We start from the raw sequence: 21,709 nt of genomic DNA on the forward strand, positions 1-21,709 counted from the left end.
AAATTGTTGGAATTTGAAGAGGCTCGGCATCGCCTCCCCGTTGGCGGCGGTAGATGGCGTTATGTGGACGAGTCGTCTCCGGAAACCGGGATCACCGGACGGAGCGGAGCGATGGCTGCCTGCGTGCGGGAGACCGGATTGATCTCCGGTCCCGTGTGCGGGGTCTTGCGCGCCCGATCTCTTCGGGGCGGCATGGAAAGACAATGCAGATTACAGAACGCCAGAGGCTGATCTCTCTCTATCTCGGCGAAGCCTGGCGACGGGCGACGCGCGGGCTGGCGATCGGTCGGTCCATGCGCCTCAAATGGACGCCTGCCAATAATGCCCGGCTGATCGTCGCGCCGACCGATCTTCGGGTGGTCGATCCGTTCGTGGCCGAGGAAATCCTGCAGGGGCGTTTTCCGCTCGCAGGCCGGGTTCTCGATGCGGGGGATCGCTCACCCTTCGATTTCGAGCCACCCTCGCCGGCATTTTCCACGCGGCTGCACAGCTTCGCGTGGCTTCGGCATATCCGTTCCGACAAGAGCGCTCGTGCCTGCGCCAATGCGCGTGCCATCACCGATTCCTGGATCGGCCTGTATGGCGCGCGCACCGGAGGTGCGGCTTGGGATCATGACGTGGTCGCCCAGCGCATCATTGCTTGGCTTTCCCATTCGCCCATCGTATTGCAGGATACCGATGGCGGCTTCTACCGGCGGTTCCTTGCCAGCCTTGTGTTTCAGGTGCGTTTCTTGCGCCGCGAGGCGGATTTCCTGCCGATCGGGCTGAAGCGGCTGCGCGTCAGGATCGCGCTTGCCATGGCCTCCATCGCCATGGAGTCCCGTTCCTCGACGATCCGCCGGGCTGCGCGCGATCTCAACCGCGAGATCGACCAGCAGATCCTTCCCGATGGCGGGCATGTCTCGCGCAATCCTCAGGCGGCGGTCGAGCTTCTCTTCGACCTTCTGCCGCTTCGCCAGACCTATATCAATCTCGGCCACGAGGTTCCCGCGCGGCTCATCCCGGCCATCGACCGCATGTATCCGGCGATCCGCTTCTTCCGCCATCAGGGAGGCGATCTGGCGCTGTTCAACGGAGCGAGTTCGACGCTTGCCAATGAACTGATGTGCGTCCTGCGCTACGATGAAAGTGCCGGCCAACCATTCAAGGCCCTGCCCCACTCGCATTTTCACCGGCTTGCGGCCGGTGCGACCGTAATCATTATGGACACCGGCTATCCGCTCTGCCCGGAGCTTTCGAAGACGGCTCATGCCGGCTGCCTTTCCTTCGAGCTGTCGTCGGGGCGTAACCGATTCATCGTCAACAGCGGTTCTCCCCGCTTCGCCAATGACCAACTCCGGCAGCTTGCCCGCACAACGGCGGCGCATTCGACTGTTGCAGTTGGCACCAGTTCGTCGGCGCGCATCTCGTCTTCCGCCTTCCTTGGCCCGCTGATGAGCGGTGGCGTTTCCGATGTCGCGGAGCAGCGGCAGACCGGACCCGATGGCAGCGACCGACTCTGCGTCAGCCATGACGGCTATCTCGCCCGCTTCGGCCTGTTGCATGAACGCGAAATCCGGCTCAACGAAGCCGGCAACAAGATCGCGGGACGTGACCGTTTCATGCTGCCGGACAGGACGCCGTCCGCGAACGCACCTCCGGAAACCGCGGTGGCGCGTTTCCACATCCATCCTGCAATCAAGATCGAGCGTATCGATCAGCGCAAGGTGCGTCTCGTCGCGCCTGATGGCGAAAGCTGGGTGTTTTCGTCGCCCGCCAACGATCTTGTGGTCGGCGAGGACGTGTTCTTCGCTGACGTTTCCGGGGTACGTCCTTCGCAACAGCTTGAACTGACCTTTGCCGGTCCGGAAATCCGCTGGTTTCTTGCACATCATGCATAGTTTCTAAGGGAAAAGGTTTCCTCCTTGGACGGGCTGTGGTAGGCGGCGGCATCGCGTCTGCGATCTCCATCGAAGGCGCAATTCAGATCGGAGAAAACCATGGCCGTCGTTTCCAAGAAAATTCCCGTGCCGGACCGCATCCGGATCCGCACCGCGCTCCTGTCGGTGTCCGACAAGACCGGCATTGTCGAGCTTGCGCAGGCGCTGAACGCGCTCGGCGTCAAGCTTCTGTCGACCGGCGGCACCCACAAGGCGATTGCGGCGGCGGGCTTGCCGGTCATCGACGTTTCCGAGGTCACGGGCTTTCCCGAAATCATGGATGGCCGGGTAAAGACCCTGCATCCGCGCGTGCATGGCGGTCTTCTTTCGATCCGTGACGACGAGGAACACCAGGCTGCGATGCGCGAGCACGGCATCGAGGGCATCGACCTTTCGGTCATCAACCTCTACCCGTTCGAGGCCGTTCGCGCGGCCGGCGGCGATTATCCGACCACGGTCGAGAACATCGACATCGGCGGTCCCGCGATGATCCGCGCCTCGGCAAAGAACCATGCCTATGTTACCGTCCTGACGGACCCGTCCGACTACACTGCGCTGCTCGATGCGCTTCAGGCTGATGACGGCCACATTTCCTACGCGGCTCGCCAGAAGTTCGCCGCCAAGGCGTTCGCCCGCACGGCGGCCTATGATGCGATCATCTCTAACTGGATGGCGGAAGCGCTCGGCATCGACATGCCGGATTACCGCGCCATCGGTGGCGTTCTGAAGGAAAAGATGCGCTACGGCGAAAATCCGCACCAGAGCGCCGGTTTCTACGTGACCGGCGACCAGCGGCCGGGCGTGGCGACGGCGACGCTCTTGCAGGGCAAGCAGCTTTCCTACAACAACATCAACGACACCGATGCCGCCTTCGAGCTGGTTGCCGAATTCCGCCCGGAAAACGGTCCGGCCTGTGCGATCATCAAGCACGCCAACCCGTGCGGTGTTGCGACCGGCCCGAGCCTCGTCGAGGCCTACAAGCGTGCGCTTGCCTGCGATTCCGTCTCGGCCTTCGGCGGCATCATCGCCCTCAACCAGTTGCTCGACGCGGAAACGGCAACCGAGATCGTCAAGCTCTTCACCGAAGTCATCATCGCCCCCGAAGTGACCGATGAAGCCAAGGCGATCATTGCCGCCAAGCCCAATCTGCGCCTGCTGACCACCGGCGCCCTGCCCGATCCGCGCGCAGCCGGCATCGTTGCCAAGACTGTTTCGGGCGGCTTGCTCGTCCAGTCGCGCGACAACGTTCTGGTCGAGGATCTGGATCTCAAGGTCGTGACGAAGCGCGCGCCGACGGCGACCGAACTCGAAGACATGCGCTTTGCCTTCAAGATCGCCAAGCATGTGAAGTCGAATGCGGTGATCTACGCCAAGAACGGCCAGACGGCCGGTATCGGCGCCGGCCAGATGAGCCGCGTGGATTCGGCCCGTATCGCAGCGCTGAAGGCAGAGGATGCCGCTAAGGCACTCGGACTTGCTGAGCCGTTGACCAAGGGTTCCGCCGTCGCTTCGGAAGCCTTCTATCCCTTCGCCGATGGTCTCCTGGCGGCAATTGCTGCGGGTGCTACCGCGGTCATTCAGCCGGGTGGTTCGATGCGCGATGCGGAAGTGATCGCCGCCGCCGATGAGCATAACGTTGCCATGGTCTTCACCGGCATCCGTCATTTCCGGCACTGATTTCTTCTGAGGTCAGAATGCTTCAAAGGCCCGGTCGCGAGACCGGGCCTTTTTCATGCCTCCGCCGAGACAGTCGGATGGGCAGCCGGGTAAGGCGTGCGCAGGAGAATGATGAGACCGACGAGAAGAAAGACGATCAGGCTCGCCATGCCGACGCGCGCCGATCCGGTCCAGTAGGTCAGAAGCGAAAAGCTCAGTGTCGCCATGAAGCTCGTGGCGCGGCCCGACAGGGCATAGATGCCGAAATAGCGTCCGGCTTCCGAAGGGCTGACGCTTCGTGCGAGATAGGAGCGCGAAGAAGCCTGCACTGGACCGAAGGCGATACCGATGAGGGTGCCGTAGAGAATATAGGCCTTCTCCGCTGGCGTCGAAAACAGGCCTTCGCTGACGCTGGCCGGCCACTGAACGAGACCGAACAGGGTGAAATCCCTGCCGGTGGAAATGATCCCGACGGTTGCTGCCAGCAGGAAAAGAAGGCTCAGCACCACGACGAATTTCGAGCCGAACAGGCGGTCGATGGAACTGGCCGCCATGCAGCCGAAAATCGCCACGACGTTCAGGATGATGCCGTAGATGCCGATTTCCATGGTCGACCAGCCGAACATGGCGGCTGCGAAGATGCCGCCCAGGATCAGCAGGCCGTTGACGCCGTCCTGATAGATCATCCGGCCGATCAGAAAGCGGGAAATGCCGGGCCTTCCCCGCAGTTCCAGAAGCGTCCGCCCCAGTTCTCTCATGCCGGAGCGGACGGCGGCGGGAAGCGCCTTGCCGCGACCGGCATCAGGCGTGAACAGGAACATCGGCAGGATGAAGACCAGATACCAGAGCGCCGAGATCGGGCCGGTGACGCGGGCATCCTCGCCGGTTGCGGGATCCAGGCCGAAGAGCGGCGTGCCGCCGAGCAGCGTTGTGCCCTTCTCCGGGCTTGCGGCGATGAATAGCACGATACCGATCAGTACGATCATTCCACCGAGATAACCGAGACCCCAGGCGATGTTGGAGACGCGCCCGACGTCGCGCGTGCTGACCAATCGCGGCATCATCGAATCGTTGAAGACGATGGAAAACTCCGCCGAAATCGTTGCGAGGATCATCAACAGCACCGGATAGACGACCGGTGAGCCCGGTGCCGCCGTCCATAGCAGGCAGAGGCTGACGATCTTGATGACTGCGAAGAAGGCGATCCACGGCTTTCGTGAGCCGGATTCGTCGGCAATCGCACCGAGAACCGGAGAGAGCACGGCGATGATGACTGAGGAGATCGTTGCCATGTTGCTCCACATCGCCTGCGCGCTGACCGGGTCGCTGGTCAGCCGCGAGACGAAGTAGGGACCGAAGATGAAGGTCGTGATGACGGTGAAGAACGGTTGGGCGGCCCAGTCGAAGAACATCCAGCTCACGACCCCGCGGCTGAAGACGGGCTGCCTTGCCGTTTCCACTGTCGCCGTCAATTTCCGCCCCTCTCAGCCCGCTCCTGGATCTTCTTCAAGCATGAACTTATCGATCCTCGTTTCACTCCGGTCGGATCAAGCTCATCGTGACCGGCCATGGGCAAGGTCGCTTACGAGACCGGCCGCAACCGCGATCTTCGACAGGCTTGCTTCCGCGCCCTCGCTCAGCGCCAGCAGTTCGGCGCCGAGACGGTTGATGCGCTGGAGATCGGCGGCATGCCAGGCCTGCACCGGCTGCTTCTCGCCCGCATGGCTTGTCAGCGCCGAGATCACGATCTCGCGGCGCGCCGCACCGATCTGGTCGAGACTGCGGAACAGCGCAAGGCTGTCATAGTGGTCGTTGGTGACGACGCGGGCGCCGAGCGCCAGAATGCGGTCGATGCGGAAGATTTCCGACACCGCAAAATAGCCCTCGATGGCGCGGGCGAGCGGGGCTCCCGTCCGTTCCGCGATCTGCATGACTTCCGGTACCAGCAGCAGCGCCTGCAGCTTCACCACATCGGCCGCCACGTCTGCCGGCACGCCCGCATCCGTCAGCTCCGCCGTTTCGGCTTCGAACTGCTGCTTGAGTTGGGCAGGAAGGGTCGAGGAGAGCGCCTTCTCGCAGGCCTTCACAGCGGTCTTGAGGCGCGGCAGGGCTTCGCCGAGTGCGATAGTCGAAAGGCCCGTTTCGACTATCAGGCGGGTCATTCCTTCGTAGACACGTCCTACAGTCGCATAGAGACGGTTCTGGGTTTCACCGGGAATGGTTGCGTCGAGTGCGTCGATGCGGTCCCACAGTGCCGGCAGGTCGAGGCCGTCGCGGGTCAACAACGCTGCCTTTACCACTTCCGCCGGCAGGGTTCCGGTGGCGTCGGCGACGGCAACCACGAAGCCGGGTCCGCCGCGGTTGATGACATGGTTGGCAAGCACGGTCGCAATGATCTCGCGGTGCAGTCGGTGGCCGGCGATATCCTTCGCATAGGTCTTGCGCATGCGGGCTGGGAAATAATTGGTCAAAGCGGCCGCGCAATAGGGATCGTCCGGCAGGCCGGATTCGACGATCTGGTCGAACAGGACGATCTTGGCATAAGAGAGCAGCACGCCGATTTCCGGCCTGGTGAGGCTCTTGCCGCTTGCGTAACGCTCCATAAGTGCGACGTTATCCGGCAGCGTCTCGACCTTGCGGTTCAACCTGCCGGCCGCCTCGAGATAGTTCATCAGCCGGTTCAGTTCCTCCCTGTTGCCAGACCCCTTGCGTTCGCTGAGCGAGATCGCAAGGCTCTGCAGGTAGTTGTTGCGCAGCACGAGTTCGCCGACTTCCTCGGTCATTTCCGAGAGAAGACGATTGCGCTTGTCGCGGGTCAGGCGGCCATCGGCCATCGGCGGCGCGAGCGCGATCTTGATGTTGACCTCGACGTCGGAGGAATTCACGCCGGCGGAATTGTCGATCGCGTCGGAATTGATGCGGCCACCGTTCAGCGCATAGGCGATACGGCCGCGCTGGGTCACGCCGAGATTGGCGCCCTCGCCGATCACCTTGGCCCGAACCTCGGTGCCGGTCACGCGGATCGCGTCGTTGGCGCGGTCACCGACTTCCGTGTCCGTTTCGCTCACAGCCTTCACATAGGTGCCGATGCCGCCGAACCAGAGCAGGTCGACCGGGGCCTTCAGGATGGCGCTCATGATGTCGAAGGGTGTCGCGACCGTCTTGTCGAGGCCGATGGCTGCTGCTGCTTCCGGAGTTAGGGTCACGGATTTTTCCGCGCGCGAAATGATCATCGCGCCCCTGGACAGCGTCTTGCGGTCGTAATCCTGCCAGCTCGAACGCGGCAGTTCGAACATGCGTTTGCGCTCGGCAAAGGAGATCGCGGTATCGGGGTCGGGATCGATGAAGATGTCGCGATGGTCGAAAGCGGCAATCAGGCGGATCTTTTCCGAAAGCAGCATGCCGTTGCCGAAGACGTCGCCGGACATGTCGCCGACACCGACCACGCTGAACGGCGTCGTCTGGATGTCGGTGTTCATCTCCCGGAAGTGGCGCTTGACCGCTTCCCAGGCGCCGCGCGCGGTAATTCCCATCTTCTTGTGGTCGTAGCCGGCGGAACCGCCGGAGGCGAAGGCGTCGTCCAGCCAGAAGCCGGCCGTCTGTGCAAGGCCGTTGGCGGTGTCGGAGAAGGTGGCAGTGCCCTTGTCGGCAGCCACCACGAAGTAAGGATCGTCCTCATCGAGCCGCACGGTGTCGGCCGGAGCTACGACTTTGCCATCGACGATATTGTCGGTGATCGACAGCAGCGTGCGAATATAGGTCTTGTAGGCCTCGGTGCCGGCGGCAAGCCAGGCGTCGCGGCTACCGCCCACCGGCAACTGCTTGGGATAGAAGCCGCCCTTGGCGCCGACCGGCACGATGACGGCATTCTTGACCTGCTGCGCCTTTACAAGTCCCAGTACTTCCGTGCGGTAGTCCTGGGCGCGGTCCGACCAGCGCAGGCCGCCGCGGGCGACCTTGCCGAAGCGAAGATGTACGCCCTCGACTTCAACGCCGAAGACGAAGATTTCGCGGAAGGGCCTCGGGTCCGGCAGACCGTCGAGAAGCTGCGGGTCGAACTTGAAAGCCAGCATTGCGGCTGCCGTATCGTTCTTCTGGAAATAGTTGGTTCGCAGCGTCGAATCGACCGCGTTGATGTAGCGCCGCAGGATGCGGTCTTCATCGAGGCTCGGTACGGCGAGAAGCGCCGTCTCGATTTCTCCGTGGATGTCGGAGAGTTTGCGGGTACGCGCCTTCTCGGCGAGCTTCGGGTCGAAGCTTACATGGAAGAGATCGAAGATCAGCTTCGCGATCGCGGGGTGTCGGTTCAGCGTCTCGGCGATATGGCCTTGAGAGTAGACGAAACCGGCCTGCCGCAGATAGGCGGCATAGGCGCGAAGCACCGTGACTTCCCGCGCAGTGAGCCCGGCGGCCAGAACCAGCCGGTTGAAGGTGTCGTTGTCTACTCTTCCGGAGAAGGCGGCGAGGAAGGCTTCCTCGGTGATCGGTCCCTTTTCGGCGATGCCGAAGCTTTCGTCCTCCGGAACCGTCAGCTCCATGTCGTGCAGCACGACGAGGGTCTCGTCCCCACCCTCCGGTGAGACATGGATGTCGAAGGTGCGCTCACTGATGACGCGGAAACCGAGATTTTCAAGGAGCGGGACGCGCCGCGACAGCGGCAGGTGGACACCCGCATGGAAGATCTTCAGGTAAAGCTGCCTGCCGGCTTCCGTCGTGGTTTCATGGAAGGCGATCGAGACGGGTTCGCCGGCGAGGCATGCCTGGATATGGGCGAGGTCGTGGACCGCCTCTTCCGGCGAGAAGGCCTCCTGATAGGCCTGACTGACCTCAAGCGCGGGCGCCTTCGGTCCGGCCAGCGCTTCGAAGCGGTCGCTCCAGCGGGCGGTGATTTCACGGACGGCTTCCTCGAGCGTTGCCTGCGCAATGCGTGGCGTCTTGCCTTCGGAGCGGCCGATGATGATATGCACGCGCGCCACGCCGCCTTCCGGGAAAGCCGGATAATAGGCGGAGACGTGGCCTTGATAGACTTGGGTCAGATAGGCGCCGATCTTCTCGCGCACGACGGAATTATAGTCTTCGCGCGGAACGTAGACGATCAGCGAGACGAAACGGTCGAATTGGTCAATGCGCGGCAGGACGCGCACGCGTGGCCGTTCGGAAAGATCGTTGATCTGCTCGCAGAATTTCGCCAATTGTTCGGGCTCGATCTGGAAGAGATCGTCGCGCGGATAGGCTTCCAGCGTGTTCTGCAGGATGCGCCCCGAATGGCTCTGCGGGTCGAAGCCGAAATGATCGGTCACCTTGCGGACCTTGGCCCTGAGCAGCGGGATCTGGCTGACCGAGCCGGTATAGGCGGTCGAGGTGAAGAGACCGACGATGCGCAGTTCGCCCACTACCTTGCCGTCCCGGTCGAAACGCTTGACGCCGACATAGTCCATATAGGCGCGGCGGTGCACGATGGATTTCACATTCGCCTTGGTGACGATCAGGAAATCCGGGCCCTGCAGGAATTCAAGAATTTCGGGTGTGGTGGTAACAGCGTTTCTGCCCTGCCGAAGGACGAGCACATCGGGATCGGACAGGATACCAAGCCCGGTGCCCTTGTCGCGTTCGAGCTTCGCAGCCTCCCCCTCGCCCGAATAGATATATTCCCGCATGCCGAGGAAGGTGAAATTGTCATCGCGCAGCCAGTCGAGGAAGGCGAGCGCCTCGTCGCGATCGGTTTTCCTGCGGCCGGGAGAGAGCTCGCCGAGCTCCCGCATCGTGGTGTCAAGAAGCGAGAGCATCGGCTTCCAGTCGGCCGAGGTCATATGGACCTGGGCGAGAACGGTCTCCAGGCGCGCCTTCAGGGCCGTTGCCTGGGCCTCCGTCAGCGGTGCGAGGTGGAGTTGGATATAGCTTGTACGGATCGCGCCTTCCGGCTCCTCCTGCGAGCCGGCGAGCGAGACGAGGCCGCCCGGCACGATCGACAGGATCGGGTGAACGGCCATGAAAATGTCGCGGTATAGGCTGGTGACCTCGCCCATCACTGAATCGTAGAGGAAGGGCTTATTGCGCTCGATGATCGAAAGCACGCTGACCGGCGTGCCAGCCGGCGTGACGTCGGCAATTGGCGCGATGACGATATGCGGCGCATTGCCATCCCAGGCGGCAATGTCGCTTGCTGCGCGGAGAGAGGAAAATGCGAGCATTTCCGGAGTATAGTTGTCGAGATCGTCGCCGCTAGCGCGGCCGAAAAGGATTGCCGGATCGATGAAAGGCTCCTGGAGAGCCTCCGCGATCTCGCAAGCGGCCTCCAGCTGAGGTTCCCGCTTGAGCTTCCTGTTCGCGACCATTGCTCTCTCCCTTTCAATGTCACTTTCATGTCGTGCAGCTGATTCATAAAGCAGTTTGCAGAATGATGTATCCGCATTTGACCGCGATATGGAAATCTCTGCTGTTTGAATATGTGATAAATATGAAGCAAAGAATGCGAAGTGTTGACAGATTCGACATAAAGAGAGGGTCAACGACGCGAACAAAGGTGAGTATCCGGTCATGACAGAGAAGTCGCAGGGCGCGGTCATCGTCATTTCGAGCCATGTCGTGCGGGGGTCGGTCGGCAACCGGGCGGCCGTCTTCGCATTGGAGAGCCTCGGGTTTCCAGTATGGGCTCTGCCGACCGTGGTGCTGCCGTGGCATCCAGGTCATGGCCCCTCGACGCGACTCACTTTTCCGGAAGCGGATTTTGACAAGGTAATCGATGATCTCATCCGGGCGCCCTGGCTTTCCGAGGTTTCCGCGGTGCTGACCGGCTATTTTGGCAATGCCGCGCAGCCGCGATCGGTGGCACGTCTCATCACGGCGCTGAAAGAGCGTAACCCTGATCTCATCTATGTCTGCGATCCAGTAATGGGCGATCTCGGCGGGCTCTATGTTCCCGAAGCCACTGCTGCCGGGATTCGCGACCATCTCATTCCGCTTGCGACGATAGCCACGCCGAACCGCTACGAACTTGCATGGCTGGTCGGCAGCGCGCTTGAGACCAACAAGGACATCGTGGACGCGGCTCTCTCACTCGGTCCGCCGCAAATGCTGGTGACCTCCGCAGTGCCGATGATGGCGGGCGGCACCGGAAATCTCTATTTGAGCGGCCGTATCGCACTTCTTGCCGAGCACAGGTTGATCGAGAATCCGCCAAACGGCCTTGGTGATTTGCTTTCGGCGCTTTTTCTTGCATGGTTGCTCGAGGGGTTGCCGGAGGAAAGGGCGTTGCAGCTTGCCACGGCCGGAGTCTACGAGATGCTGGCGCGCACGGCGAAGAAGGGCGGAGACGAACTGACGCTGGAAAGCGACGCTTCCAGCCTGGCATCGCCGATGGCGCTGGTGCAGATGCGGCGGCTGGTTCATCCGGCGCAGCGTCCGAAGCAAAGTTGAAAATGCAAGGCTGCCACGACACCGAAGCTTAAGTGAAACTGTTGCCTTGAGCGTCAGCACACGCTAATTCAGAAAGTATGAAGCGTTTCCCATCCTCTCTCATCGCCGGTTATCGCAACTTCATGAGCGGTCGTTACACCGCCGAGAGCGAGCGATATCGACACCTCGCCGACCAGGGACAGAAGCCGCAGACCCTGATGATCGCCTGTTGTGATTCGCGGGCGGCACCCGAGACGATCTTTGACGCCGGTCCGGGCGAACTGTTCGTGATGCGCAATGTCGCCAACATGGTTCCGCCCTATGAACCGGATGGTAACTACCATGCGACGTCGGCAGCACTCGAATTCGCCGTGCAGGCGCTGCGGGTGAAGGACATCATCGTCATGGGGCATGGCCGTTGCGGCGGTATCCGCGCGGCGCTAGATCCCAATGCGGAGCCGCTTTCCCCTGGCGATTTCATCGGCAAGTGGATGGGTCTCCTTCGTCCTGCCGCCGAGCAGATCCAGGGCAATTCCGTTTTGACGGACAGCGAACGCCAGACGGCTCTCGAGCGCATCTCGATCCGTAATTCGATTGCCAATCTCCGGACCTTCCCCTGTGTTCGCATCCTTGAGGAACGTGGCAAGCTGCAGCTTCACGGCGCGTGGTTCGATATTGCCAACGGCGAGCTCTGGATCATGGATCCCGATTCCCGGGATTTCGTCCGTCTCGATATTTGAGTGACGCTGACACAGCTGCCAAAATCGCAAGCGCTCTTTGAGAAAACGGGTTCCGCAGGCGGAGAGCGTTCGGTCTCGCTTGGGTCGGTCCCACGCGCCTGTGGCGCAGTAGAGCTAATTTAGAGGTTGTTATCAACTTCACCCTAGACTGCTCCGAGTTTTGGAGGGGGCGGCTCCACATGGGGGATGCCAGCGCGAGAGCGGCGCTTACTCGACGCTCGCGGTGAGTGGATGAATTTCGAAGGCACGAAGAAGATCGTCATCGCAGCGCTCCTGCTGCCCAGCCTGATCATGGCTGCCGAAGCTGTTCTTCTTCTCGGCAACTACTATCAAAGCTTTCGGGATTTCGCTGCCGGCAAACATTATGCCTACATCGCATCAGACGCCGGCAATATCGGCTCATCTGTTATCCCTGACGAGGCCCGTGCGACGCTCGCCTTCCTTGCCGATCGTAGCAGTGAAAATCATGGCAAGCTGGCGGCTCGACGGTTCGATCTCGACAACCGGTTCGACCGTTTTCTCGCGCTTCTGGCAGAGTCCGCTAAGACACAACCGTCACTCGATGCGCGAATTCGCGGCTTGTGGCAGGCTGTCGAGCACCTGAAGGCATTCCGAGATTCGGTCGATCAGGGGACAGCCAGAGCTGAACAGGTGATCGGACAATACAAGCCCGCCTCAATAGAATTTCTGGAACTGGTTACTTCTCTTCGCTACGAGATCGCCGATCCGGGGCTTTCGCGACAGTTGAGTTTGCTGATCGATATTCTCGATGCCAACGAGGCGGGATTGGTCGTCTCGTTCTATGGGACCGAACACTTCAGGGGGCTACGGTTATCGGATCAGGATCGTGAGACCTTCAACCAGTCCCTGGCTCTTATGAACGTTACGGTGGGCAGGTTTTCCGCTTTTCCGGATTCACCCGCAATCAAGTCTATCGACGATTTCGCTCGTTCGCTTGATGGCCGCTGGCTGGCCCGCATCGCCCAAGAGGTAGCCACGGGGGACGCTACGCCATCACGCTTGATGCTGCGGCGCTGGTCGCAGTTGCAGGACGAACGTATCCAATTGTGGCAAGACAGCATCCGCTCTGTCGTGGAGGAGACCCGAGCAAGCGGCGATGCCCTTGCCTTGCGCTCCCGCTTCTTCCTCGAATTGCTGGTTGTCGCGACCGTCGTTTTCTCCCTGCTGGTCGGTGTCGTCATCCTCCTGGCGGTCAAGGGCGTGTCGCTGGCAGATCGCCTGATACGCGAGAGGGAACTGCTCGTGGGCGAGCTTCGCAATGCCGCCCAGACCGACCTTCTGACCGGCCTCTACAACCGGCGCGGTTTCGACGCCGCAGCGACTTCTCTGCTGCGCGCAGAAAGCGCAGCGGGTGCCCTCTCCATAGTGATTTTCGATCTCGATCGTTTCAAGCAGATCAATGACGCCCATGGTCATGATGTCGGGGATATGGTGCTTCAACGTGTGGCGCAGGTTGCCCAGGATAATTTTCGCACTCAAGACCTTCTGTCGCGCCATGGTGGAGAAGAGTTCGTGGCCCTGTTGCCCAATACCTCTCTCAATGAGGCCGTCGTCGTTGCCGAGCGGGTGCGGGCGGCCATCGAGGCAACAGAAATCCGTCTGGTGGACGGAACCACGCTGAAAGTGACCGCGAGCTTCGGCTGTTCGGTGACCGAGAACGAAAACGTTCGCAGCGCGATCAATGAGTTGATCAAGAGAGCTGATCTGGCGCTTTATACGGCGAAATTCTCTGGCCGAAACCGGGTCGTCATAGACGGCGAAGCCGATATGCCTGTCGTCGAACGCCGCAATTCACAGAAGACCTGAGGCAAACTCACTTTCCGGATCGGGACAGCGACTTACTGGCCGTCGATCTGGGCGCCGATATAGGCGATCGCCTGCTGGTAAACGGTGGCGGCATTCCAGCCCTGGATGGCCGCGAAGTTCGGTTGGCCTTGCTGATAACCGGCGCCTGCCTGCCAGCCGTGGCCCTTCAGGAAGTTTGCGGTAGAAGCCAGCGCATCAGCCTTCGAGCGAACGAGGTCGATGCGGCCATCACCATCGCCGTCAACACCATAGCGCACGACATTGCGGGGAAGAAACTGTGTCTGGCCAATTTCGCCGTGGGCGGCGCCGACGGCGGATACGGAGAGTTCGTTGTTGGCGACAAGTTCGAGTGCTGCATAAAGCTGATCGGTGAAATATTCCGTGCGGCGACAATCGAAAGCGAGCGTGGCGACGGCAGAAAGGGTGTGTTCCTTGCCGAGGAAAGAGCCAAAGCCCGTTTCCATGCCCCAGATTGCGATAAGCGGGCCTGCCGGAACGCCGTAACGCTGTTCGATCTTGGCGAAGAGCGCTGCATTGTTCTTCTTCATGCCCTTGCCGCGCGAGATGATCGCGGCCCCGCCACGCTTCTGCATGAACTGGTCGAAGGACAGCTTGAAGCTCTTCATGCCGCGGTCTGCCCGAATGGTCGCGGTGTTGTAGGATACGTTCGAAAACACCTTGTTGAGCACGGAGGGATTGACGCCCTGGCTGCTCGCTTCCTGCTTGAATTCATCGATCCACTGATCGAAACCGGCTGATGTGCTGCTGCATTTTGCGGCAGCGGCGTTGCCGGCCGTCATGGAAAATACTGCCGCTGTCAAAAGAGCTGCCGCCGAGATTCTGGACAGTCGCATCGATGCCTCGTTGTTCGCTTATTTAGTCTTTGCCGCAACATGCCAGCAGACGCTGATTCTGTCACGTCTCATTCAACTATTCCGGAAGTATTTCCGACTGGTTATCACTCACAAAAAGATGAACCGGCCCGCCTCTGTCGTGATCGGCGGGCCGTAATATCACCCTCAGGCGGCAGCCTTCTTCGGCTTGATCAGGCCACGATTGACAAGAAGCTCGGCGATCTGGACGGCGTTGAGTGCAGCACCCTTGCGCAAGTTGTCGGAGACAACCCAGATGTTGAGACCATTCTCGACGGTTGCGTCCTCGCGGATACGCGAAATGTAGGTCGCGTCTTCGCCTGCGCATTCGATCGGAGTGATGTAGCCGCCGTTCTCGTGCTTGTCGATGACGAGGCAGCCAGGAGCCTCGCGCAGGATATCACGGGCCTGATCGGCGGTGATTTCATTCTCGAACTCGATGTTGACCGATTCGGAGTGACCGATGAAGACCGGTACACGCACGGCGGTGCAGGTGACCTTGATCTTGGGGTCGAGCATCTTCTTGGTCTCGGCGAGGACCTTCCACTCTTCCTTCGTGTAACCATCTTCCATGAAGACGTCGATGTGCGGAATGACGTTGAAGGCGATGCGCTTGGTGAACTTCTTGGTTTCGATGGGGTCGGCGACGAAAACGGCGCGTGTCTGGGTGAACAGCTCGTCCATGCCCTCCTTGCCTGCACCGGAGACCGACTGGTAGGTCGAGACGACGACACGCTTGATGGTGGCCGCGTCATGCAGCGGCTTCAGCGCGACGACGAGCTGGGCCGTGGAGCAATTTGGGTTGGCGATGATGTTGCGCTTCCTGAAATCGGCGATCGCGTCTGGGTTCACTTCCGGAACGATCAGCGGGACCTCGGCGTCGTAGCGCCAGGCAGACGAGTTGTCGATCACGACGCAGCCCTGCTGGCCGATCTTCGGTGACCACTTCTGCGATACAGTTCCGCCGGCAGACATCAGGCAAATGTCGGTGTCGGAGAAATCGTAGTTTTCGAGGTTCTGGACCTTCAGCGTCTTGTCGCCGAAGGAAACTTCGGTGCCCTGCGAGCGGGCGGAAGCCAGTGCCACGACTTCATCCGCAGGAAAGCCCCGTTCGGAGAGGATGCCCAGCATTTCGCGCCCGACATTGCCGGTAGCGCCCGCGACTGCAATCTTGAAACCCATTTAAAAGCTCTCTTTCTGTCTCTCCGCGGGTGGTGAGGGAGGAAGGAAGCACGAGCGCGCATCTTCCATGTCCCCGGCCGTGCCGGGGAGAGAGCGGTGGCCAGAGACGTCAGACGGTTTTCGTCGTCGTTTTGGCCTTGGTCGTGGATGAAAGGGCGACATGCAAAATTTCCCCGGCGGCGAGCGCCAGGTCGGACACCTCAATAAAGGATGAGCCGAAGAATTGCATGGTTTGGTCCCTTGTCGCGCCGAGCTAATAAGGCGTTTTTGCCGGGAGTCAAGCAAAAGCACGCATTCTGGCTCATTGTCATGGTTTCCGGCCCGAGCCGCCCCTACCGCTTGCAATGTCGGAGCGGTCACTCTCCCCCGCAACCTCCGATTCTGTCGTTAATGAGATATAATTTGCGTCAACTGTTCCATCTGCGACGGATTGAGCCTGGGGAATTAGACTTAAGTCATACGTCCAAAGCATCTCTCTGTTTTTTCCGGATTTCTGCCAGTCTGTTAACAACCTGTACCGCGACAAAACGACCCGGAGGAGCATTGGGTCGGTCGTTGTGAAGGGGGGCCTTATCTCAGTGGAGGAATTACAATGGCAAATGTAGCAGCCGTTAGCGGCTCGCCGCGTGGCATGACCGCCGAGGAACGCAAGGTTATCTTTGCGTCGTCGCTTGGCACGGTCTTCGAATGGTATGATTTCTATCTTTACGGTTCACTGGCGCTTTATATCGGCGCAACCTTTTTCTCGCAGTATCCGGAAGCTACCCGTAACATCTTCACCCTTCTCGCCTTCGCTGCGGGCTTCCTCGTGCGCCCCTTCGGCGCGCTGGTGTTCGGCCGGCTCGGCGATATGGTGGGTCGCAAGTATACCTTCCTCGTCACCATCCTGATCATGGGTGCATCGACTTTCCTGGTCGGTCTTCTGCCGGGGTCCGCCAGCATCGGCATTGCCGCCCCGATCATCCTGATCGCGCTGCGCATGCTGCAGGGCCTGGCGCTTGGCGGTGAATACGGCGGTGCAGCGACCTATGTCGCAGAACACGCCCCGCATGGCCGTCGCGGTTTCTACACCTCGTGGATCCAGACGACCGCAACGCTTGGTCTCTTCCTCTCGCTGCTGATCATTCTCGGCATTCAGACGCTCATGGGCCGCGAAGCTTTTGCTGAATGGGGCTGGCGCATTCCGTTCCTGCTCTCGGCGCTTCTGCTGGGCGTTTCGGTCTGGATCCGCATGAAGATGAACGAATCACCCGCCTTCAAGAAGATGAAGGAGGAGGGCACCCATTCCAAGGCGCCGATCTCCGAGGCTTTCGGCCAGTGGAAGAACGCCAAGGTTGCCATTCTCGCCCTGCTCGGCGCTGTCGCCGGCCAGGCCGTGGTCTGGTATTCCGGCCAGTTCTACGCGCTGTTCTTCCTGCAGAACGTCCTGAAGGTCGATGCGCAGAACGCAAACATCATGGTCGCGATCGCGCTTGCCATCGGTACCATGTTCTTCGTGGTGTTCGGCTGGCTGTCCGACAAGATCGGCCGCAAGCCGATCATCATGGCCGGCCTTCTGCTCGCCGTGCTGACCTACTTCCCGCTGTTCAAGGCCATGACCGAGTTCGGCAACCCGGCGCTTGCCGCGGCCCAGGCCAACATCCGTGCAACCGTCACTGCCGATCCGAAGGATTGTAACTTCCAGTTCAACCCGACCGGCACGGCGAAGTTTACAACCTCCTGCGATATCGCAACGTCGACGCTGACCAAGAACTCGGTTCCCTATGACGTCGTCGCAGGTCCCGCCGGTTCCGTGGCCACCATCAAGATCGGCGATGCAATCATCGAGAGCTATGACTCGATCAAGTCGGCGGATCAGGCCAAGGCGCATGATGCAACCATGCAGAAGAGCATCAACGTTGCCCTGCAGGCTAACGGTTACCCGCTGGTTCGCGGTCCCGTGAAGGTTCCTGACTCCAAGCTTGACGCCTTCGTTGCCGCCAACCCCGAACTCGCTCTCGACGCTGCAGCCGTCCGCGCGGGTGAAAAGGAAACGGTCGCCACCAGCCAGCTCGTCACCGAAAAGCTTCTGACTGCCGAAGAAGCTGCTGGCGCTACCGAAATGCCCGTCTACACGATCGCCAAGGGCGGTGCGTTCAAGATGGTGGCCGATCCGGCCAGTGTGAACTGGGTTGGCGTTATTGCCGTCCTCACCGTGCTGATGATCTATGTCACCATGGTCTACGGGCCGATTGCCGCCATGCTTGTCGAGATGTTCCCGACGCGTATCCGCTACACCGGCATGTCCCTGCCCTACCACATCGGTAACGGCTGGTTCGGCGGTCTGCTTCCGGCAACGGCCTTCGCAATGAGCGCTGCCAAGGGCGACATCTACTACGGCCTCTGGTACCCGATCGTGATCGCTGCCTTCTCCTTCGTGATCGGCATGATCTTCCTTCGCGAGACCAAGGATAACGACATCAACGCCTGATATCGCACATCAGGCCGGCTACTCGGAAACCCGGCGCAAGGCGCCGGGTTTTCTCTTTTCCGCAGCCACTTTCCGCCGGAAACCAGGCTAGCAGCATGCACTGAATGGTGGCGTCGTCATCCGCCTTGCATAGGCGGGATGAGTGTGAAACAGAAAAAACATACTTGTTCCATACCGGCTGCTTTTCCATGATCCCCGCCCTTCGCGATGCTACGTCGAACGACCTTCCCGCCATTGCCTCGATCTATGAGGAAGCCGTGCTCAACGGCACGGCGAGCTACGAGATTACCCCGCCGGATCTGGCGGAGATGCAGCGGCGCTTTCAGGCGATCACCGGGCAGGGCTATCCCTATATTGTGGCTGTCGATGAGGACGGAGCGGTGGCGGGTTATGCCTACACCTCGGCATTCCGTACTCGCCCGGCCTATCGCTGGCTGGTGGAGGATTCGATCTACATTGCCCGGAACGGTCGGGGCAAGGGGATCGGTCGCCTGCTGCTGCAGGAACTGGTCTCTCGCTGTACCGCACTTGGTTTTCGTCAGATGGTGGCGGTCATCGGCGGCGCAAGTCCTGCCTCGGTTGCGGTTCACCGGTCCTGCGGCTTCCGGATGGTCGGCACGCTGAACGGAACGGGCTTCAAGCACCAACAATGGCTGGATACCGTCTTCATGCAGATCGCGCTGGGGGAGGGTGATACGAGCGATCCCGATCCGAAGGGTTATCCGGGAACATTGTTCGCCGGCTGAGGCTCCCCCCGGTAAAGCAGAGCGCAGCGCGATCCAGTAGGACCGCGCGCCTTACGTCTTCCCTTTCTTTATCGTAAATCCTCACGCACTCGTTCTGCGGAATGCCTCAGTCGACGAGCTTGAGAGCCTTGTCGAAGACCTTCAGCACCTGCTTGAGCTCATGGCCGCGCTTCAAAATGCGGCCATCCGCGCCTACGACGGAAAACGCGCCCTGTTTAGCGGCGAGTTTGGGGTTCTTCTCGATCCTGTAGAGGGGATATTCGCCGGATCGCTTGAAAACCGAAAATACGGCCTTTTCCTTCAGGTGATCGATCGCATAGTCCCGCCATTCGCCGTCGCCGACCATGCGACCGTAGATCCAGAGGATCGCATCGAGTTCCCTGCGGTGAAAGGTGACCGGCAGCGGATCCCGACTTTGGCGAAATTCCTGCAGGTCAACGATGGCAGCGGGTGCGCCGTCCTGTCTGTAAGACGACTGTCCCTGCAAATCCGGCTCATCGGTCATCAAGACTCCTCGACGTCTCCATCGTGACGGATGGATGACAGTGTGCCTGAGCGATTTGAAATTGCAAGCCTTCGCGAGGGATGACCAGCGGTCCTGAAAGTCAGTTGCCCAGCCTCTTGCGGTTTTCGAATTCGGTCAGCAGCAGATCGCGCAGCCGCAGGGCAACGGGAGACATGCGCTTCCCGGCCATGCTGATCAGGTGATAGGGAGCTACGCTGATCGGCGCCCTGATATCGAGCTGACAGAGCCCCGCGCCCGTGGTCTGGCGACAGAGGAGGTCGGAGACTTCACGCGACATCGGCGCGATCGCGTTCGAGGATGCGAGCATGCCGATCATCACCAGGAGGGAGGTAGTGTTGACGATGTTGACGGGAATGGGAGCGCCCTGCTCCAGGAATGCTTCCTCCACGGCCTGGCGCACCGGTGCGCCGGGCGCCTGCATGGCCCAGGGAAAGTGTACCAGGTCTGCAAAGGTCAGATGCTCGGCGTTGGCCAGTGGGTGACGCTGGTGCACCAGGAGGTCGACCTCCTCGGACAGCGATGCCTGGATGTTGAACTGGCGCGCGTCGATGCCGGCAGGGATTCGCCCGAGGACGAAATCGAGATGGCCGGCCATGAGATCGGCAATCAACGGTCCGCTCGGGGCGACATCGACATGGATGTCTGCGGTCTCCGCCTCTGCCTTCAGCACGTCGATCGCCGGTACGACATAGCCGACCGCCCCGCCTGTCACCGCGCCAATACGCACGGTTCCGGACAGTCCCCGCTTGATTGCCTCGACCTCGCGGGCAGCCTCTCGAATTTCCATGAGCAGGTTCTGGGCCCTGAGTGCCAGAGCGCGCCCGACGGCCGTCGGTTCCATGCCCTTCGGTGTGCGGCTGAAAAGCGGGCTGCCGACGATATGCTCGATTTCCGAGAGCATGCGGGATGCGGCGGGCTGGGTAAGCGCAAGCGCGTTGGCAGCAAGGCTCAACTGTCCGAGGTCGACGATGGCCCGGACAAGATTGAAGTGCTTCGGCAGAAGCCGGTTGGCGATGATGTCGGACATGGAGGACATATCGATTATGGTATGAAGAAAGTCAAATAATTCATTTGATCGATATGTTCGAGCCGTTAAGACTCCCCCCAGATCGGGGGCCGCCTGGGCGAGCGCCGGTTCTAGCAATGTACGGTTGCCAGAAGGAGCTGGGGCCGGACGATCAGCCAAGGGAGGAATCCATGAAGAAAATCAGCAGTCTTATCGCGTCTGTCGCTCTCGGCGTTGCCGTGTTTGCGTCGTCGGCATTCGCGGAAACGAAGGGCGTCGTCGGTATCTCTATGCCGACGAAGACTTCGACGCGCTGGATCTCGGACGGCGAGACCATGGAAAAGCTGTTCAAAGAAGCCGGCTTTACGCCGGACCTGCAATTTGCCGATGACGACATTCCCAATCAGCTCGCTCAGATCGAAAACATGGTTACCAAGGGTGCCAAGGTTCTCGTAATCGGTGCGATCGACGGTACGACGTTGTCGGATATCCTTCAGAAGGCCGGCGAATCCGGCGTGAAGGTCATTGCCTACGATCGCCTCATTCGTGAGAGCGCCAATGTCGACTACTACGCAACCTTCGACAACTTCCAGGTTGGCGTCCTGCAGGCTACGAGCCTGGTCAACGGCCTGAAGGCAAAGTTCGCCGACACCAAGCCGTGGAACGTCGAGCTGTTCGGCGGTTCGCCTGATGATAACAACGCCTTCTTCTTCTACGACGGCGCGATGTCCGTCCTGCAGCCCCTGATCGACAGCGGTGACATTGTCATCAAGTCGGGCCAGACCGGCATGGAGCAGGTCGGTACCTTGCGTTGGGACGGTACGGTTGCCCAGGCCCGCATGGAAAACCTGCTGTCTTCGACCTACACCGACGCCAAGGTCAACGGCGTTCTGTCTCCCTATGACGGTCTCTCGATCGGTATCCTGTCCGCTCTCAAGGGCGTTGGCTACGGTTCGGGCGACATGGTCATGCCGGTTGTGACCGGTCAGGACGCCGAACTGCCGTCGGTCAAGTCGATCCTCGCAGACGAGCAGTACTCGACCGTGTTCAAGGACACCCGCGAACTGGCGAAGGTTGCCGTGCACATGGTTGAATCCATCATGGACGGCAAGGAACCGGAAGTGAACGACACCAAGACCTACAACAACGGTGTCAAGGTCGTTCCGTCCTACCTGCTGAAGCCGGTCGCAGTCGACAAGAGCAACGTCAAGGACGTCATGATCTCTTCCGGCTACTACACGGCCGACCAGATCGGCAACTGATCCTTTAGGACATGCCGGGTCCGCGATCAGTCGCGGACCCTTTTCCCGTCGCATTGAGGGAGCTTGCGCTTTTGGCCGGCCTTGGTCTGCCGCATCCGCGCTGGAATT

General features: G+C 60.5%; 14 protein-coding genes. 8 read left to right on the forward strand and 6 right to left on the reverse strand.

Annotation, left to right across the window (positions count from 1 at the left end; all coding sequences use genetic code 11):
* The first annotated feature begins 203 nt into the window (after positions 1–203).
* Positions 204–1,880 carry a heparinase II/III family protein gene (locus H4I99_RS15640; RefSeq protein ID WP_163902381.1) on the forward strand — a complete coding sequence of 559 codons (1,677 nt, stop codon included), beginning with the start codon at positions 204–206 and terminating at the stop codon, positions 1,878–1,880.
* 99 nt (positions 1,881–1,979) lie between these two features.
* Entirely contained in the window at positions 1,980–3,596 is a 1,617-nt protein-coding gene (gene purH / locus H4I99_RS15645; RefSeq protein ID WP_163902379.1) for a bifunctional phosphoribosylaminoimidazolecarboxamide formyltransferase/IMP cyclohydrolase, read from the forward strand.
* Between the two features lie 53 nt (positions 3,597–3,649).
* On the opposite strand, the gene H4I99_RS15650 is transcribed toward purH, so the two are convergent.
* Both H4I99_RS15650 and H4I99_RS15655 read right to left on the reverse strand, forming a co-directional pair.
* Complete coding sequence (locus tag H4I99_RS15650; RefSeq protein ID WP_163905961.1) at positions 3,650–4,987, reverse strand: MFS transporter; 1,338 nt, start codon at positions 4,985–4,987, stop codon at positions 3,650–3,652.
* 141 nt (positions 4,988–5,128) lie between these two features.
* Positions 5,129–9,910 (reverse strand): NAD-glutamate dehydrogenase, encoded by a 4,782-nt coding sequence (locus H4I99_RS15655; RefSeq protein ID WP_163902377.1) that lies wholly within the window; start codon positions 9,908–9,910, stop codon positions 5,129–5,131.
* A 202-nt stretch (positions 9,911–10,112) separates the two neighbouring features.
* On the opposite strand from H4I99_RS15655, the gene pdxY reads away from it, so the two are divergent.
* The 3 genes from pdxY (at position 10,113) to H4I99_RS15670 (ending at position 13,537) form a co-directional block, all read left to right on the forward strand.
* A complete protein-coding gene (gene pdxY / locus H4I99_RS15660; protein ID WP_163902375.1) occupies positions 10,113–10,991 on the forward strand; it encodes a pyridoxal kinase PdxY in 879 nt (292 codons plus the stop codon).
* 77 nt (positions 10,992–11,068) lie between these two features.
* Positions 11,069–11,710, forward strand: a complete 642-nt coding sequence (locus H4I99_RS15665; protein WP_163902373.1) for a carbonic anhydrase — start codon at positions 11,069–11,071, stop codon at positions 11,708–11,710.
* A 231-nt stretch (positions 11,711–11,941) separates the two neighbouring features.
* Entirely contained in the window at positions 11,942–13,537 is a 1,596-nt protein-coding gene (locus tag H4I99_RS15670; protein ID WP_163902371.1) for a diguanylate cyclase, read from the forward strand.
* A 32-nt stretch (positions 13,538–13,569) separates the two neighbouring features.
* On the opposite strand, the gene H4I99_RS15675 is transcribed toward H4I99_RS15670, so the two are convergent.
* Both H4I99_RS15675 and H4I99_RS15680 read right to left on the reverse strand, forming a co-directional pair.
* Positions 13,570–14,337 carry a lytic murein transglycosylase gene (locus H4I99_RS15675; RefSeq protein WP_244625138.1) on the reverse strand — a complete coding sequence of 256 codons (768 nt, stop codon included), beginning with the start codon at positions 14,335–14,337 and terminating at the stop codon, positions 13,570–13,572.
* Between the two features lie 219 nt (positions 14,338–14,556).
* On the reverse strand, positions 14,557–15,591 hold the full coding sequence (locus H4I99_RS15680) for an aspartate-semialdehyde dehydrogenase (RefSeq protein ID WP_163902367.1): 1,035 nt from the start codon (positions 15,589–15,591) through the stop codon (positions 14,557–14,559).
* Between the two features lie 592 nt (positions 15,592–16,183).
* Here H4I99_RS15680 and H4I99_RS15685 point away from each other — a divergent pair.
* Positions 16,184–18,061, forward strand: a complete 1,878-nt coding sequence (locus H4I99_RS15685) for an MFS transporter (RefSeq protein WP_163902365.1) — start codon at positions 16,184–16,186, stop codon at positions 18,059–18,061.
* A gap of 188 nt (positions 18,062–18,249) precedes the next feature.
* Positions 18,250–18,807: a GNAT family N-acetyltransferase gene (locus H4I99_RS15690; protein WP_163902363.1), complete on the forward strand. Its 558-nt coding sequence runs from the start codon at positions 18,250–18,252 to the stop codon at positions 18,805–18,807.
* 106 nt (positions 18,808–18,913) lie between these two features.
* Here H4I99_RS15690 and H4I99_RS15695 read toward each other — a convergent pair whose 3' ends face one another.
* Entirely contained in the window at positions 18,914–19,312 is a 399-nt protein-coding gene (locus tag H4I99_RS15695; RefSeq protein WP_163902361.1) for a DUF2794 domain-containing protein, read from the reverse strand.
* 100 nt (positions 19,313–19,412) lie between these two features.
* Entirely contained in the window at positions 19,413–20,360 is a 948-nt protein-coding gene (locus H4I99_RS15700; RefSeq protein WP_163902359.1) for a LysR family transcriptional regulator, read from the reverse strand.
* Positions 20,361–20,530: 170 nt separating this feature from the next.
* On the opposite strand from H4I99_RS15700, the gene chvE reads away from it, so the two are divergent.
* Positions 20,531–21,601, forward strand: a complete 1,071-nt coding sequence (gene chvE / locus H4I99_RS15705; RefSeq protein ID WP_163902357.1) for a multiple monosaccharide ABC transporter substrate-binding protein — start codon at positions 20,531–20,533, stop codon at positions 21,599–21,601.
* The last annotated feature ends 108 nt before the right edge of the window (positions 21,602–21,709 follow it).

Source organism: Paenirhizobium daejeonense, assembly GCF_014280875.1.
Taxonomy (GTDB): Bacteria; Pseudomonadota; Alphaproteobacteria; order Rhizobiales; family Rhizobiaceae; genus Allorhizobium; species Allorhizobium daejeonense.

Bases quoted from the DNA above. Each gene is read 5' to 3' on its own strand.
- H4I99_RS15700 (WP_163902359.1), bottom strand. From the start codon at position 20,360: ATGTCCGACATCATCGCCAACCGGCTTCTGCCGAAGCACTTCAATCTT.
- H4I99_RS15680 (WP_163902367.1), bottom strand. From the start codon at position 15,591: ATGGGTTTCAAGATTGCAGTCGCGGGCGCTACCGGCAATGTCGGGCGC.
- H4I99_RS15665 (WP_163902373.1), top strand. From the start codon at position 11,069: ATGAAGCGTTTCCCATCCTCTCTCATCGCCGGTTATCGCAACTTCATG.
- H4I99_RS15695 (WP_163902361.1), bottom strand. From the start codon at position 19,312: ATGACCGATGAGCCGGATTTGCAGGGACAGTCGTCTTACAGACAGGAC.
- pdxY (WP_163902375.1), top strand. From the start codon at position 10,113: ATGACAGAGAAGTCGCAGGGCGCGGTCATCGTCATTTCGAGCCATGTC.
- H4I99_RS15670 (WP_163902371.1), top strand. From the start codon at position 11,942: ATGAATTTCGAAGGCACGAAGAAGATCGTCATCGCAGCGCTCCTGCTG.
- H4I99_RS15690 (WP_163902363.1), top strand. From the start codon at position 18,250: ATGATCCCCGCCCTTCGCGATGCTACGTCGAACGACCTTCCCGCCATT.
- chvE (WP_163902357.1), top strand. From the start codon at position 20,531: ATGAAGAAAATCAGCAGTCTTATCGCGTCTGTCGCTCTCGGCGTTGCC.
- H4I99_RS15655 (WP_163902377.1), bottom strand. From the start codon at position 9,910: ATGGTCGCGAACAGGAAGCTCAAGCGGGAACCTCAGCTGGAGGCCGCT.
- H4I99_RS15685 (WP_163902365.1), top strand. From the start codon at position 16,184: ATGGCAAATGTAGCAGCCGTTAGCGGCTCGCCGCGTGGCATGACCGCC.
- H4I99_RS15650 (WP_163905961.1), bottom strand. From the start codon at position 4,987: ATGTTCTTCGACTGGGCCGCCCAACCGTTCTTCACCGTCATCACGACC.
- H4I99_RS15640 (WP_163902381.1), top strand. From the start codon at position 204: ATGCAGATTACAGAACGCCAGAGGCTGATCTCTCTCTATCTCGGCGAA.
- H4I99_RS15675 (WP_244625138.1), bottom strand. From the start codon at position 14,337: ATGACGGCCGGCAACGCCGCTGCCGCAAAATGCAGCAGCACATCAGCC.
- purH (WP_163902379.1), top strand. From the start codon at position 1,980: ATGGCCGTCGTTTCCAAGAAAATTCCCGTGCCGGACCGCATCCGGATC.